We start from the raw sequence: 14,802 nt of genomic DNA on the forward strand, positions 1-14,802 counted from the left end.
TTAACCAAACTGCTTGAGGAAGCGAAGATCGTTTTCGAAAAACAAGCGCAGGTCATTCACGCCATACCGCAGCATCGTCAGGCGCTCAACGCCGAGCCCAAAGGCAAACCCACGATATTTTTCACTATCGATGCCCACATGCTTGAACACTTCGGGATGCACCATGCCGCACCCACCGATTTCCAGCCAGCCACCATTCCAGCTCATATCCATTTCGGCAGAGGGCTCAGTGAAGGGGAAAAACGAAGGACGGAATCGCACTTCCAGATCTTCGCGCTCGAAGAAACGCTGCAAGAAATCCTGCACAACGCCCTTGAGGTTGGCAAAGCTGATGTCTTCATCGACCCACAAGCCTTCCACCTGATGGAACATGGGCGAGTGAGTGGCATCGGAATCCACGCGATACACGCGGCCAGGCGCAATGATTTTAAGTGGGGGGGTCTTGTTCTGCATGTAATGGACTTGCACAGGCGAGGTGTGCGTACGCAACACATGCTGCTCATCCACATAAAACGTGTCGTGCATTGCACGCGCAGGGTGATCTTCAGGAATATTCAGGGCAGTGAAATTATAGAAATCGGACTCGATTTCCGGACCTTCAGCCACATCAAAACCGATCGAATGAAACAGTTGCTCAATCCGTGCCAGCGTCAGCGAAACCGGGTGTGCGCCACCGCGATCACCACTCCGGGCTGGCAATGTCACATCCAGAGCCTCGCTGGAAAGCTGACGTTCCTGCTCCGCCAGCAACAGCGTATCGCGACGGCTGCGCAAAGCTTCTTCTACGCCCTGCTTCACGACATTTATCGCCGCACCGGCGGCGGGACGCTCTTCGGCTGAAAGTTTACCCAAGCCCTTCAATGCATCGGTCAAGGCACCACTCTTACCGAGGAATCGTGCCTTGGCCTGCTCCAGATCATTGAGATTGTCACACGCAGCAAACGCGCTTTGTGCCTCGCTCAGGATGTGATCAAGATGTTGTGTCATATATTCTTGAGACCTTACTTGCATGTGTCATGCATCAATAAACCAGGGCATTTTCATCAGCATTCAGATTTAGGAATTCCATCGGAAATCCACAACGAAACGGCTGAGGGAAAAACCCAATAAAAAAGGAGGCACAAGGCCTCCTTTTTCAATTGCCGGATTTAAGCGGCAGCAAGGCCCGATTTTGCCAGCTCGGCAAACTTGGCAAATGCCACTTTGTCGAACACAGCCAGATCGGCTAATACCTTACGATCCACTTCAATAGCAGACTTCTTCAGACCGTTGATGAAACGGCTGTATGTCAAACCATACTCACGTGCACCGGCGTTGATACGCGCGATCCACAAGGCACGGAATTGACGCTTTCTTTGACGACGGTCACGGTATGCATATTGACCAGCCTTCATTACCGCTTGCTTGGCAATGCGGTATACATTCTTGCGACGACCACGGTAACCCTTGGCAGCGTCTAAAACCTTTTTATGACGTGCGCGGGCGATGACACCACGTTTTACTCTAGGCATGCTCTATCTCCTTATTGAGTTGGCATCATGGCGCGTACGCGCTTGACGTCAGTTGCGGAAATAATAGCCGTGCCACGCAGGTTACGCTTCTGCTTGGTGGTCTTCTTGGTAAGGATGTGGCGCAGGTGCGAATGGGTACGCTTAACCTTGCCATTACCCAAGAACTTGAAGCGCTTTTTGGCGCCACTCTTGGTTTTCATTTTTGGCATTTTTTTCTCCTGAAGGAACAATAAAAAAGAGCGATCGGGCATGCCTTTAGCCGCGTCGCTACCTCTTGCTGCTTGATACTGGCACCACTTAGCGCCAGTCATCATCAAAACAGCCCGCTATTATAACGCAATAACGGGCTGAAGTTAATGCACTTACTTCTGCTTCTTGTGCGGACCGAGCACCATCACCATCTGACGGCCTTCCATCTTGGGGAACTGCTCAACCACCGCATGTTCCTGCAAGTCGGCTTCCACACGTTTCAAAAGTGCGAGCCCAAGTTCCTGGTGGGTAATTTCACGGCCACGGAAACGCAAGGTAATCTTGGCCTTGTCGCCTTCCTGCAAAAAGCGGATCAGGCTACGCAGCTTGACCTGGTAATCACCTTCATCCGTGCCTGGTCGGAATTTCACTTCCTTGACCTGAACCTGTTTCTGCTTGAGACGAGCCTCGTGCTGACGCTTGCTTTCGGCATATTTGAATTTGCCGTAATCCATCAAGCGACAGACTGGCGGCTGCGCCTGAGGCGCAATCTCAACCAGATCAATATCAGCTTCTTCCGCTTTTGCAAAAGCCTCATTGAGACTCATGATCCCCAGCGGCTCGCCATCAACCCCCACCAATCGAATCTGTTGTGCAGTGATGTCACCGTTGATTCGTATTTCTTTTTCTTGAGCTATCGCAAATTCTCCAAATTAATCATTAAACGGCCATGCATAAATTTAAACCTTGGCGCGAACGTCCGCCTTGAGTCGCTCTATAAAAGCGCTCACCGACATGGAACCAAGGTCTTCACCCTTGCGGGTACGCACAGCCACTTGTCCGCTTTGCATTTCGCGGTCACCTGCCACTAGCAGATAAGGCAGCTTCTGCAAGCTATGTTCGCGAATTTTATAGGTTATTTTCTCATTCCTCAAGTCCGAATCGACCCGGAAGCCGTTTTTCCTGAGTTCGGCGACCACTTCCTGCACATAAGCAGACTGGCTATCGGTGATATTGAGGACCATGGCCTGAACAGGGGCGAGCCAGGTAGGCATCGCTCCGGCATAGTTTTCAATCAGGATACCCAGGAAACGCTCCATGGAACCGACGATGGCGCGATGCAGCATCACAGGGTGCTTGCGCGTGTTGTCCTCAGCCACATACTCCGCACCAAGGCGCTCTGGCAAGTTGAAGTCCAGCTGTATGGTACCGCATTGCCACAGGCGGCCCAGGCTGTCTTTCAGGGTGAATTCAATTTTGGGACCATAAAACGCGCCCTCGCCCGGTTGCAGGTCGAATGCCAGATTATTTTCCCGCAATGCCGCTGCCAGGGATGCTTCGGCTTTATCCCAGGTTTCATCAGAACCCACGCGCTTTTCAGGGCGAGTCGAGAGCTTGACCAGCACATCGTTAAAACCAAAATCCTTGTAAGCCTGGTACAGCATGACAATAAAGTCCGCAACTTCCTGCTTTACTTGATCTTCAGTACAGAAAATGTGTGCGTCATCCTGGGTAAACCCACGCACGCGCATCAGACCATGCAATGCGCCAGAGGGCTCATTGCGGTGGCAGGAGCCAAACTCGGCCAGTCGCAGGGGCAGGTCACGATAGCTGTGCAAACCACTGTTGAATATCTGGATATGGCCAGGGCAATTCATCGGCTTCACCGCATAATCGCGGTTTTCCGAGGATGTGGTGAACATGTTTTCACGGTAATTTTGCCAGTGACCAGACTTCTCCCACAGGGAGCGGTCCATGATGGTCGGCGTTTTGACTTCCTGATAACCGTACTGACGGAACAGGCCGCGCATATACTGCTCCACTTCCTGCCACAAGTTCCAGCCTCGCGGATGCCAGAACACCATGCCAGGCGCTTCGTCCTGCATGTGAAAATAGTCCAACTGCTTGCCCAGCTTGCGGTGATCGCGCTTTTCCGCTTCTTCCAGCATGTGCAGATAGGCTTCCAGGTCTTCCTTTTTGGCCCAGGCAGTACCGTAAATGCGTTGCAGCATTTCATTGTTGGAATCGCCACGCCAGTAAGCGCCAGCCACCTTCATCAGCTTGAATGCCTTGAGCTTGCCAGTGGAGGGCACATGAGGACCACGACAGAGGTCAGTGAAATTGCCTTCGGTATAGAGCGACACATCCTGATCAGCCGGAATGGAGGCAATGATTTCGGCCTTGTAGGCCTCGCCTATGGACTGGAAATACGCCACGGCTTCATCGCGCGGCAACACCTTGCGGGTGACCTGCTCATCCTTTTTGGCAAGCTCGGCCATTTTCTTTTCAATGGCTTCCAGATCTTCCGGCGTAAATGGGCGCTTGTAGGAAAAGTCATAGTAGAAGCCGTTATCAATGACCGGGCCAATCGTTACCTGGGCTTCCGGGAACAGCTCTTTGACCGCATACGCCAGCAAGTGGGCAGTGGAGTGGCGAATGACTTCAAGGCCGTCCGCATCCTTGTCCGTAATGATGGCGAGGTCCACATCCTCGGCGATCTCGAAAGACGTATCCACCAGGCGAGGCTCCTGCCCCGGCAATGTGACTTTGCCTGCCAGTGCGGCACGAGCAAGGCCTGCGCCTATGCTTTGCGCAACCGCAGCAACGGTTAAGGGGGCGTCGAACTGTCGTTCAGAGCCGTCAGGCAAACGTATTACCGGCATAGTGATCTTTCAAGCTATTAAGGGGACTACAGATGTAAAAGTCGTTGATTTAACGGCTTTCCAGCGTATGGGGGAGGATGCCGCCCAACGGGAAATTATCGCACAAAGCGCAAAAACTGGACAACATCCCTGGCCAACTGAATCATGCTAGGCTATTTATGACCCATTTGCGGCAACGCAGGCGCCCAAACCCCCTCATGTTGAACACGCCTGCATGCCGCACATTCATGACGAGAGCCCATGCAAACAGCCCCACCTGACAATACAGACATCGCAGCCAGCCGCTTTCTGGCGGGATTGGATGCGGACTGGCAACGCCTGGTCACCTTAGTGGGGCCTTGCGCCATCCAGCGCCGCGAGCAGCGCGAACCCTATGAGGCCCTGGTACGCGCCGTCGCCCACCAGCAATTGCATGGCAACGCCGCTGCAGCCATATTGTCCAGACTGATGGCAAGCTTTCCGCATCATGGCTTCCCCAATCCTGAGCAGCTTGCAACCGCGGATGAAACACAGCTCAGAAGCTGCGGTCTATCCATGGCAAAAGTCAACGCCATCCGGGGCATTGCCGCAGCCACGCTGGCGGGCACCGTCCCCAGCGCCAGGCTCGCTGCGGGCATGAGCGAAGAAGAGCTGATTACCCGCCTCACCTCGCTGAAGGGCATAGGCCGGTGGACGGTAGAAATGCTGCTGATATTTAGCCTGGGACGCAATGACGTGCTGCCGGTGGATGATTTTGGCGTACGCGAAGGCTGGCGCCTGCTTAAAAACCTGCCTGAGCAGCCTAAGCCCAAAGCCCTGGCTGTGATTGGCGAACAATGGAAACCCTACCGCAGTATTGCTGCGTGGTATTTATGGCAAGCAGCCAACCTGGGTAAACGTGGCGCGCTGATGCCAGACAAGGAGCCAGTAGAATGAAGCCAGAAACAGCACGTGAAGAATTAACCCGAGCCACTCATCTGGCGATGGCTGGCCAATGGGATGCCGCCCACAACATTGCCCAGGCCTCGGGCCATCCCATCGCGCACTGGATTCACGCCGTGTTGCACAAGATAGAACCCGATGAGGGCAACAGCCGCTACTGGTATGCGAGGACTAGCCATCGCTATGAGGAATACGAGACGCCGGAAGAAGAGTGGCAAGCCATATTGGCTGAGCTTTCTGAGCCCTGAACAAAGCCCTGAAGCTCACCGCTCTGTGGACTTCAAACCCACTGGCAAGGCCACCGCAAGCCAGCCGCTGTTTCAATTGCTTTCATTTATTACATTTTTCTGTAACAAATGTCTGTCACAATGCAATCGTTGGTTTTACCCAAACCAACGATTTCTCAACATCAAAAATCCCAAAAGGACATTATGCTTATCAAGTTTTTCATTCTGTTTGCCATACCCTTTGTCTTTACCGCATTCAGCGCTGGTTTAGGCTGGTTTGCCAATGAAAGCGACGGCGCCATGCTGACCGGCACAACCGGCTTTGTGGTTTCGGCCGCGTGGGCTTTCTACAGCTGGGCGACATCGCCACTTCACCGTCGACAGCCCATCAGCCGCCAGAGCGCAAATCGCTCCCCGGCCGCCACGGTCAAAATAGCCCGTCTTAAGGCGTGCTAATACATAAAAAGGCAGCCTGAGCTGCCTTTTTTGTTAATTCCAACCAGCTTCCATCTTTCTCAAGCCTGGTCGCCACCCGCATCGCGCGCCGCATGCAGACTGGCATTCAATCTGTCCACCACTTCGGCCCAATCGGCATCGGCCTGGATGGCTTCACGCAGGAATGCCGCCTGCGATAGCGTCCAGAATGGGGCCTCGCTCAACGCCAGACCCGTGTGCAAATGGCCATGCGTGCTAATGAACTCCACTATCGATGCTTCATCCGAAGGCAATCCTAGCTGCTCAAACAATTGAGCCATTTCATGCGCAGGGCTTTCCATGCATTACCTCCCATTATTGACCTCACTACCAATGTGACCGCCATCACGCCATGGCGTTCGCGCTACATTTTCTGGCGGATGGCCAGCACGGCCTGATTGCGCAAGGTACGCAACAAGGACAACTGTCGCTGCGATATCTGCATGCTGTTGGCGGTAGGCATATCGGCATAAAACAGGGCTATGGGTTTTTCCTTGATGACGATAGGCAACAGCAGCAAGCTGCCCGTCGTCACCATGGCGCGATACCAGGCGGGAATTTTGTCGGCGATATTCGGTGCGTTGATATCGGCGATGGAAAGATCCGCTGCCTTGCTGAGCGCGATCTGAAACACATCGGGCGCCGTACTGATAGGAAAGCGAAACTTCGGCAGCATGGCTTCGGCATCTTTGCCAAAACCAAAGCGGGCCGCCATCACGTTGTGCTTGGCATCGCGCACGCAGATAATCGTGCGCTGAAACTCCATGCCGCGGTGCATGGTTTCCAGCACCATCTGCATGATGTCATTCAGCTGATGGTCTTCCACCAGCGTATTGGTCACGTCCTGAATGCCCGCCGACAGGATGGCATCGGCATCGTGCCGGTCAGCATCCCCATCCTCCACATCGGCAATATGCCCCATGTCCAGACGCGTGATACCGGCCATGCTATCCACTTCGGGAGGCGGCTGTTTGGCGACTGGCTCTTCCTCGCCGGCCCACTGCCGCATTTTTCTCATCAGGGCGCTTTGAGCGAGATTGATGCTGACGATACCGGCGCGTGCCGACATTTCAGCCAGGCTGGACTCTATCGCCGCACGCAACTGCGGCTCGGTAATCGCCACCGCATCCTTGTAGCGCTTCATGATCTTGCGTATGCCCTGAGTTTGCTGCTCCGCGTTGCCATGCGCGATCACCGCACAGAGCTCGTTGGCGAGATTGACCGTCACCGTCAGGGTTTCCAGCTCGCCATAGGGCTTGATCACCTCACCCACCAGCCTCTGCATGCCGGCCAGCAGACGGGGCGGGAAATTCCAGCTCTTGGCAACGCCCACGCCCAGCTCGCTATACCCTATTCCCAGCACCTTTACCGCTGCCTTTTCCTCGCCGTCGCCCTGTTCCACCAGCCGCGCGACTTCCTGGCTTTCTTCAAAGAAATAAAACGTCGCCAACAGCTTGCCCAGGTTACGAAACATGGAGCAGATCATGGCCTCCTCGGCATCGCGTATATTGCGCCCCGAAGAAAATTGCGCGGCCAGTATCCCGGCAAAATACGATGACAGCACATCATCCTTCAGCTGGGCGGCCTGCGCCTTGTTCTGGAGAAACTCAAACAGAATCAGCGTCATCGCCACATTGCGCACCGTCTCAAAACCCAGGATCACCACCGCCTTGGAAATGGTGTTGATCTTGCCGCCAAACTGCCCGTAGGTGACGGTATTCACCAGTCGCAGCAGCTTGTTGGTCAGGGCAAAGTCCTGCAGGATGGTCTTGGTGAGAATGTTGGTGCTGGCAGACTCGTCATCCACCACGCGATTGATCTCGCTCAGGGTAGACGACAAAATCGGGAAATCACTCTTGCTCTGCATGCGCCGCAGCAAAAACTCCAGCGTACTGTGCTTGCCGTCGTGCCCGGATTTTTCATCCTCGCGCGTCGGGTCAAGGTATTGCTGCAAAGCCTGATTCATGGCGGCAGCATTGGCATAACGGTCATCCGGATTTTTTGCCAGCGCTTTCAGGATAATGGCTTCCAGCTGGGCATCCACATGGATGTTGCGTTCAGACGGCGCGGTGGTGGCATCATGCAGCGTCTTGCGTAGCACCTCCTGCACATCATCGCCCTCCACCGCGGGCTGGCCCGTCACCAGCGCATACAACAGCATGCCTAGCGAATAAAGGTCGGCACGCGGCGTGATTGTTTTGCCGGTGACCATTTCGGGCGCCATGTAATGTGGCGAGCCTTCAATACGGCCCTGAGGTGGCTGGCTGATGCTGCGGGCAATCCCAAAATCCATGATCTGCGGCTGGCCGGTCGCGTTCAGCATGATATTGGCGGGCTTGATATCCAGATGCAGCACGTCCTGCGCATGCGCATAGGCAACGGCATCCAGCAGGCTGCTGACAATCTGCACGGCACGGGTCAGGGGCAGCCCGGGCTCCGCGTGCAGCAGCTGCGCCAGCGTCTGCCCTTGCACATAGGCATACACCAGATAGGGGGCGCCCTCGTGTTCTCCCGCATCAAACAGGGTCACGATATTGGCGTGCTGCAGCTTGCTGACGATACGCGCCTCCTGCAGCAGCGCGCCCATGCCATCTTGCGTGGCATGCAGGGTTTTGATCGCCACATCGCGCCCCAGATGGCTGTCACGCGCAAGGTAAACAATGCCTTGCGCGCCTTTGCCCAGCATGCGCACGATTTCAAAACGGCCGATCTTTGCCGCCATATGCTCTCCACCCATAGATGCGCCTTGCCGCTGACGGCATGCGCTGTGACTGTTATTGAACTGCTGGATTTATTATCCTGTGGTTCAACATAGCATATCCGGTCTTAAAGCCAAACGAGGAAACGCTAAATCTTGAGTTTGCTTCTTGCGAGCGCCGAAGCGGCGGTGCGGGTCTCTACCCCGAGCTTGGTGAACACGTGCTCGAGATGCTTGTTGATGGTACGCGGACTGGTACCCAGGATGTCGCCGATATCGCGATTGGTCTTGCCCTGCATGGCCCAGTACAGCACCTCGGACTCGCGGCGGGTAAGTTTGAATGTGGTCATCAGCGCGTCAATCTTGGCGGCATCCGACTCTTCGTGCAGCAGAATCACCCACTGGTCATCGTTATCGATTTCCACCAGGGTAAAGATCAGGCGGCCACTGCCTTGCGGAATGGTCAGTGTCGGCTTGTTGAGCCCAGCAATGCCGCCCTCGAACAGCTCTTTCAGCCAGCGCACCAGCTCCGGCGGCATGGTAGCGCTATATTCCGGCATGGTTTCTTCACCAAAATAACGCTCCATCCACTGCCGCGCCAATGGTGTCTGCCAGACGATCTTGCCAGTGCCCGGCGTCACTGCAATCGCGGCCTGGCCAAATGCATCAAGCACGCCACGAGTCTGGTGTACCAGACGGGATGTCTTCAAATGTGCGCTGATACGTGCCAGCACCTCTGCCGTGCGTATTGGCTTGGTCACATAATCGGTGCCGCCCGCCTCAAACCCCGCCACAATGTTTTCGGACTCGGTGAGGCCAGTCATGAAAATCACCGGAATATGTCGCGTCACCAGCTCCTGCTTCAGGCGACGGCATACCTCAAAGCCATCCAGCCCCGGCATGATGGCATCCAGCAGAATGACATCAGGCTGCGCCTGTGCCGCTGTCGCCAGGGCCGTTGCGCCATCCTGGGCAATCAGCACCATAAAGCCGGATTCATCCAGGGCATCATGCAATACCGCCAGGTTATCCAGCACATCGTCAACGATCAGAACAACCGTCTGCGCGCTACGGTCATCATTCGCTTTTTTCATGGAGACTCACTTCTTCCAGTATTTTTCGCATGGCATCGAGCTGAAATTCTTTCAGCAGCCGCTGCATCAAGGTCACAAAGGGGCCGTATTGTGGGCCCAGCAAGGCAATGACTTCCAGTTTTTCTGCTACACCACGCACAAAGCCGATTTTCAGGAACGACTGCAACTCATGCAGAAACTCCGGCGGCGGGAATAGCAAGGGCTCCTGCGGTGGTGGAGGTGGCTCCTCGGCAACGCTCTCGGCGCGTGTCACCCACTCCAGGCCCAGGCGGTTACCCATCCAGCCCAGCAGCTCAAACACATTCACCGGCTTGAGGATAATGTCTTCGGTCGGAATTCCGGCCGTGTTTTCCAGTCCCTTGTCGAAAGCATTGGCCGAAACAATCCCAATGCAGACATCGGATTGATGCACCTTGCGTATGATGTAGCTCGCTTCCCAGCCATCCATCACCGGCATCGCCAGATCCATCAAAATCAGATCGGGACGGAAATTGGGATATATCTCCAGACACTCGCGCCCATTGGCCGCCTGCGCCATTTCAAAGCCCAGCGGCTCCAGAATATTGATGATCAGCTCGCGGTCCACATGCTCGTTATCCACCACCAACACCCGGCGACGCGGGCCTTTGTAAGCCACAGGCTGCGCAATGATGACCGACTGCATCTCGTTGCTGCTGTGAATTTGCGGCAAAAAGAGACGTATCTGAAACACGGTGCCACTGCCCACCACACTGCGCACACTCAGCTCGCCGCCCATCAACTGCGTCAGCATCTTGCTGATGGTCAGCCCCAAGCCGGTACCTGCCACCGTGCTGTTATTAGCCGCACTGCCCCGGGCAAAAGGCTCAAAGATTTCATCCAGCTCCTCTTTCAGAATGCCAGGGCCGGTGTCCTCGATCTCGATGACAGCCAGCTCGCGCGCATAGCGCAGCCGGAATACCACGCCGCCCTGCCGGGTGAATTTCACAGCATTGCCCAGGATGTTGATCAGGATCTGGCTCAGGCGCTTCTGGTCGGCGCGCACCATGTCGGGCAGATCGCCAGTGAGTTGGTAGCTGAAGGTCAAGCCCTTGTTGCGGGCCTGCAGCTCAAACATATCGACCACCTGCTGGATAAACTCCGGCAGGCGCAAGGGCTTGATATCGAAGGTCAACTTGCCACTCTCGATACGGGCAATATCCAGCGTCCCTTCAATCAGCGATAGCAAATGCTCACCGCTACGCCGAATCACGCGGATGGCGGGCTGGCGGGCAGCGGGAATGGAAACATCGTTATCCAGCAGCTGGGCATAGCCAAGAATACTGTTGAGCGGCGTGCGCAACTCATGGCTGATGCCGGTGATATAGCGGCTCTTGGCCTGATTGGCTTGCTCGGCCACCTGGCGCGCCTGTTGCAGCTCAGCGTCGGTTTGCCGGTGCAGTTCGATTTCGCGCAGCAGCAATCCAGTCTGGCGATTGGATTCTTCCTGCGCCACACGGCGGCTTTCACTGGTGAGCACCAGCCACCAGGCGATCACCGCACTGGCAAACACCAGCGCTGCAAATACCTTGAGGAAGGCCAGCCGCAAGGGCCCCAGCAAAGCGGCGGCGGCACTTTTCTCCAGTATCAGCGTTTCGTGGAAGTAAATCAGCCCGAGCAGGGCGCCCAGGAAGGTCAGCGTGACCCCCATCAGCAGCAGATAGTTACTGAGACCGCTCTGCAAATAGGACCACAAGGCCTTGGGGAAGACGAACTTGAGCATGTCCTGCCACTGTTCGGAGAAACGCGCCTGCGGTTTGCAGGCATCATTACAGCGGGCGTCCAGGCAGCAGCACAGCGAGCAGATGAAGCCCTGGTAGGCCGGGCAGTTCGCCATGTCGTCAGTTTCGTAATCATTGCCACACACCGAGCATTTGGCGATGCGCATGGGGATGCTGGATTGCGGCAAGGTGAACTTGAACGGCTCACGCGCAATGTAATAACGGCCGCGCGTGGCCCAGGCAATCAGCGGCGATGCCAACAAGGCGGTAAACAAGGCAATAAAGGCCGAGAACGCCTGCGCCTGCTGGCCGAAGGTGCCAGAAAACGCCAGGATGGACAGGACGGATGACAACAGCATCGCGCCCACCCCTACCGGATTGATGTCAAACAGATAGGCGCGGCGGAATTCGATGCCCTTGGGACTCAAGCCCAGCGGTTTGTTGATCACCAGATCGGCCACCACAGCGGCAATCCAGGCAATCGCAATATTGGAGTAGAGCCCCAGCACCTGCTCCAGCGCCTGGAATACATCGAGTTCCATCAGCATGACGGCGATCAGCGCGTTGAACACCATCCACACCACACGTCCGGGGTGACTGTGCGTGAGCCGCGCGAAGAAGTTGGACCAGGCGAGCGAACCGGCATAAGCGTTAGTCATATTGACCTTGACCTGCGAGATCACCACAAACAAGGTCGTGACCCCCAGCACCACTTGCGGTGATGAGAAGACGTAATTGAACCCTGCCATGTACATATGCGTCGGGTTGATCGCCTGCTCATGGCTGACGCCCTGCTCAATCACCAGATACGCCAGCAGCACGCCACCCAGCATTTTGAGGATGCCGAGCAATATCCAGCCTGGCCCCGCCAGCAACACGCCCGCATGCCACTGCCATTTGTTCTTTTCGGTTTTTTCCGGCATGAAACGCAGGAAGTCGACCTGCTCGCCTATCTGCGGAATCAGGGCGATACCCACGGCAATGGCGGCCCCAAACATCAGAAGGTTGAACTCGCCATGCAGGCCGGAACTGCCGCTATAGGCATGCAGGCGATTGAGTATGTCCGGATCTTTATAGATCACAAAAATGAAAGGCAAGGCCAGCAGCACCAGCCATATCGGCTGGGTGATCATCTGGATGCGGCTCACCAGCGTCACCCCGTGCGTCACCAGCGGAATGACCACCAGCGCGCTCACCATATACCCTATCCATAAGGGCAAATGGAAACAGAGCTCCAGCGCATAGGCCATGATGGCGGCCTCCAGCGCAAACAGAATAAAAGTGAACGACGCGTAGATGAAGGAGGAAATGGTTGAGCCGATATAGCCAAAGCCGGCGCCACGGGTCAGCAGATCCATGTCCACGCCATACTTGGCAGCGTAATAACTGATGGGCAGCCCGGTCATGAATATGATGAGACCGACGGCCATGATGGCCCAGAAGGCATTGATAAACCCGTAGTTGACGGCGATGGTGCCGCCTATGGCCTCCAGCACCAGAAAGGAAATGGCGCCGAATGCGGTATTCGCCACGCGCAGCACCGACCATTTGCGGAAAGAGCGGGGAGTGAATCGGAGGGCGTAGTCTTCCAGGGTCTCATTGGCGACCCATGTGTTGTAGTCGCGACGTATCTTCACGATACGCTGCGTCGCCATGGATTCGCCGTTCAATTTCCCCTGATTGACTGTCCCGTCTGCCATTTCATTTCCGCCATATAGCGCAGCAATGCCCCCTGCTGCCTTGTTATTTGTTTGGCACAAACCTGCCCCACTTCATCCTACGCAAGCTCAAAACTTTTCGCACTGCGTCAAATGACGTATTTCAAAGAGATGCACCTTACCTGCCAGCTCTGCGCATAGTCAGTGTTTTATAACACCAAAATCATAAATATCGGGCGATACGCCCTGGTAAAGAAATGTGAATCGCTAAGCTGCCATGCAGAAATGGCAGATGACGGGAGGAAAAAAACAAACGCCCACCCAGTATGGGCAGGCGTTTTTCGAGTGACTGAGTAAAGCGTATCAGGCGAAGAGCATCCAGCCGCCCGCCAGCGCAATGGCACCACCGATGGCTTGCTGCAGGCGTGCGGACAAAGGCAGGCCGCGCGAGGCCAACAGCAAACCCGCCATATGCAGCAAGGCCGTGGCCGCCAGCATGGCAGGCAGCACCATCAGCGCTGAGTGGGTGACCAGCTCAGCACCGTGCGCCACACCGTGCAGCAGGGCAAACAGCGCGACCAGCGCCACCTGCCACAGGGGTTTCAATACCACATGCAAGGCGATCAAGAGGCCAATCGCCATAACGCTGGCAGCAATGCCGGTTTCCATCGCGGGCAGTGTAAGCCCGGCCATGCCGGCCAGTGCGCCCACCAGCATGACCAGTAAAAAGGTCAGCGGCAATTGCCAGCGGGCAGCGCCGCCAAGACGCCCAGCCCACAGTCCCACCGCCAGCATCACCAGCAAGTGATCCCAGCCGGTCAGCGGATGCATGAAGCCAGCCGCGGCGCTGTCGAGGCCATGGCCCGGGTGCGCCAGTGCCAGCGCTGGACTCAGCAGCAAGGCCATGGCTGCCAGGCCTGTGTGTGTATGTCGATTTTGCATAATGGACTCCTGTTGTGTAGCGGGTAACGGACCGTGCAATTACTGCATCAGCCCTTGTTTTTCGATAAAGCGGACAATATCTTCCAGGCCCTGGCCGGTCTTGAGATTGCTGAACAGGAATGGCCGCTCGCCGCGCATGCGTTTGGCGTCACGGTCCATGACCTCCAGCGATGCGCCTACCATGGGGGCGAGATCGATTTTGTTGATGACCAGCAAATCGGATTTGGTAATGCCAGGACCGCCCTTGCGTGGAATCTTCTCGCCCGCCGCCACATCAATCACGTAAATCGTCAGGTCTGACAGCTCGGGGCTGAAGGTGGCGGCGAGGTTATCGCCACCGCTCTCGACGAATACCACATCGAGCGGCGCAAAGCGCTGACTGAGCTGTGCCACCGCCTCAAGATTCATGGACGCATCCTCGCGAATGGCGGTATGCGGGCAGCCGCCGGTTTCCACGCCGATAATGCGCTCCGGGCTCAGGGCCTCGTTGCGCGTCAGGAACTCGGCGTCTTCCTTGGTGTAAATGTCGTTGGTCACCACGGCGATGTTGTAGACGTCGCGCAAACGCTTGCACAAGGCGAGTGTCAGCGCGGTCTTGCCGGAGCCGACCGGGCCGCCTATGCCGACACGCAGGGGTTCAGTCGTATGTTCTGTTGATGTGCTCATATCGTGTTCCTTGGCTTGAT

The 14,802-nt window shown here is 55.9% G+C and carries 14 protein-coding genes; 3 read left to right on the forward strand and 11 right to left on the reverse strand.

Annotated features, from left to right (window positions below):
• From pheS to thrS, 5 genes are all read right to left on the reverse strand, one after another.
• Entirely contained in the window at positions 1 to 987 is a 987-nt protein-coding gene (pheS, locus tag ACWWD9_RS10535; RefSeq protein ID WP_455866992.1) for a phenylalanine--tRNA ligase subunit alpha, read from the reverse strand.
• Positions 988 to 1,148: 161 nt separating this feature from the next.
• The gene (rplT, locus tag ACWWD9_RS10540) at positions 1,149 to 1,511 is read right to left on the reverse strand and encodes a 50S ribosomal protein L20 (protein WP_013441552.1); all 363 of its coding nucleotides are present in this window, start codon (positions 1,509 to 1,511) and stop codon (positions 1,149 to 1,151) included.
• A gap of 11 nt (positions 1,512 to 1,522) precedes the next feature.
• The gene (gene rpmI, locus ACWWD9_RS10545) at positions 1,523 to 1,720 is read right to left on the reverse strand and encodes a 50S ribosomal protein L35 (protein ID WP_013441551.1); all 198 of its coding nucleotides are present in this window, start codon (positions 1,718 to 1,720) and stop codon (positions 1,523 to 1,525) included.
• Positions 1,721 to 1,873: 153 nt separating this feature from the next.
• A complete protein-coding gene (gene infC, locus ACWWD9_RS10550) occupies positions 1,874 to 2,398 on the reverse strand; it encodes a translation initiation factor IF-3 (protein WP_015829557.1) in 525 nt (174 codons plus the stop codon).
• 42 nt (positions 2,399 to 2,440) lie between these two features.
• The gene (gene thrS / locus ACWWD9_RS10555; protein WP_455866993.1) at positions 2,441 to 4,363 is read right to left on the reverse strand and encodes a threonine--tRNA ligase; all 1,923 of its coding nucleotides are present in this window, start codon (positions 4,361 to 4,363) and stop codon (positions 2,441 to 2,443) included.
• 330 nt (positions 4,364 to 4,693) lie between these two features.
• Between thrS and ACWWD9_RS10560 the strand changes: the two genes are divergently transcribed.
• The 3 genes from ACWWD9_RS10560 to ACWWD9_RS10570 all read left to right on the forward strand — a co-directional run bounded on the left by ACWWD9_RS10560 (position 4,694) and on the right by ACWWD9_RS10570 (position 5,967).
• The gene (locus ACWWD9_RS10560) at positions 4,694 to 5,278 is read left to right on the forward strand and encodes a DNA-3-methyladenine glycosylase family protein (RefSeq protein WP_455868154.1); all 585 of its coding nucleotides are present in this window, start codon (positions 4,694 to 4,696) and stop codon (positions 5,276 to 5,278) included.
• Positions 5,275 to 5,532, forward strand: coding sequence for a hypothetical protein (locus ACWWD9_RS10565; protein ID WP_455866994.1), 258 nt, complete (start codon positions 5,275 to 5,277; stop codon positions 5,530 to 5,532). Before ACWWD9_RS10560 ends, ACWWD9_RS10565 begins: the two co-directional genes overlap by 4 nt.
• Positions 5,533 to 5,652: 120 nt before the next feature.
• Positions 5,653 to 5,967 carry a hypothetical protein gene (locus tag ACWWD9_RS10570; protein ID WP_238525339.1) on the forward strand — a complete coding sequence of 105 codons (315 nt, stop codon included), beginning with the start codon at positions 5,653 to 5,655 and terminating at the stop codon, positions 5,965 to 5,967.
• Between the two features lie 59 nt (positions 5,968 to 6,026).
• Here ACWWD9_RS10570 and ACWWD9_RS10575 read toward each other — a convergent pair whose 3' ends face one another.
• From ACWWD9_RS10575 to ureG, 6 genes are all read right to left on the reverse strand, one after another.
• Positions 6,027 to 6,287: a DUF2789 domain-containing protein gene (locus ACWWD9_RS10575; protein ID WP_013441545.1), complete on the reverse strand. Its 261-nt coding sequence runs from the start codon at positions 6,285 to 6,287 to the stop codon at positions 6,027 to 6,029.
• 62 nt (positions 6,288 to 6,349) lie between these two features.
• Positions 6,350 to 8,707, reverse strand: coding sequence for a protein kinase domain-containing protein (locus ACWWD9_RS10580; RefSeq protein WP_455866995.1), 2,358 nt, complete (start codon positions 8,705 to 8,707; stop codon positions 6,350 to 6,352).
• A gap of 125 nt (positions 8,708 to 8,832) precedes the next feature.
• Positions 8,833 to 9,777 (reverse strand): response regulator transcription factor, encoded by a 945-nt coding sequence (locus ACWWD9_RS10585; protein WP_013441543.1) that lies wholly within the window; start codon positions 9,775 to 9,777, stop codon positions 8,833 to 8,835.
• Positions 9,761 to 13,216, reverse strand: a complete 3,456-nt coding sequence (locus ACWWD9_RS10590) for a hybrid sensor histidine kinase/response regulator (RefSeq protein WP_015829553.1) — start codon at positions 13,214 to 13,216, stop codon at positions 9,761 to 9,763. The genes ACWWD9_RS10585 and ACWWD9_RS10590 overlap by 17 nt, the downstream gene beginning before the upstream one ends.
• Before the next feature lie 321 nt (positions 13,217 to 13,537).
• Positions 13,538 to 14,116 carry a HupE/UreJ family protein gene (locus ACWWD9_RS10595; protein WP_015829552.1) on the reverse strand — a complete coding sequence of 193 codons (579 nt, stop codon included), beginning with the start codon at positions 14,114 to 14,116 and terminating at the stop codon, positions 13,538 to 13,540.
• Between the two features lie 39 nt (positions 14,117 to 14,155).
• The gene (gene ureG, locus ACWWD9_RS10600; protein ID WP_015829551.1) at positions 14,156 to 14,782 is read right to left on the reverse strand and encodes an urease accessory protein UreG; all 627 of its coding nucleotides are present in this window, start codon (positions 14,780 to 14,782) and stop codon (positions 14,156 to 14,158) included.
• Positions 14,783 to 14,802 lie beyond the last annotated feature (20 nt).

The organism is Methylovorus sp. SPW-M1 (genome assembly GCF_053848825.1).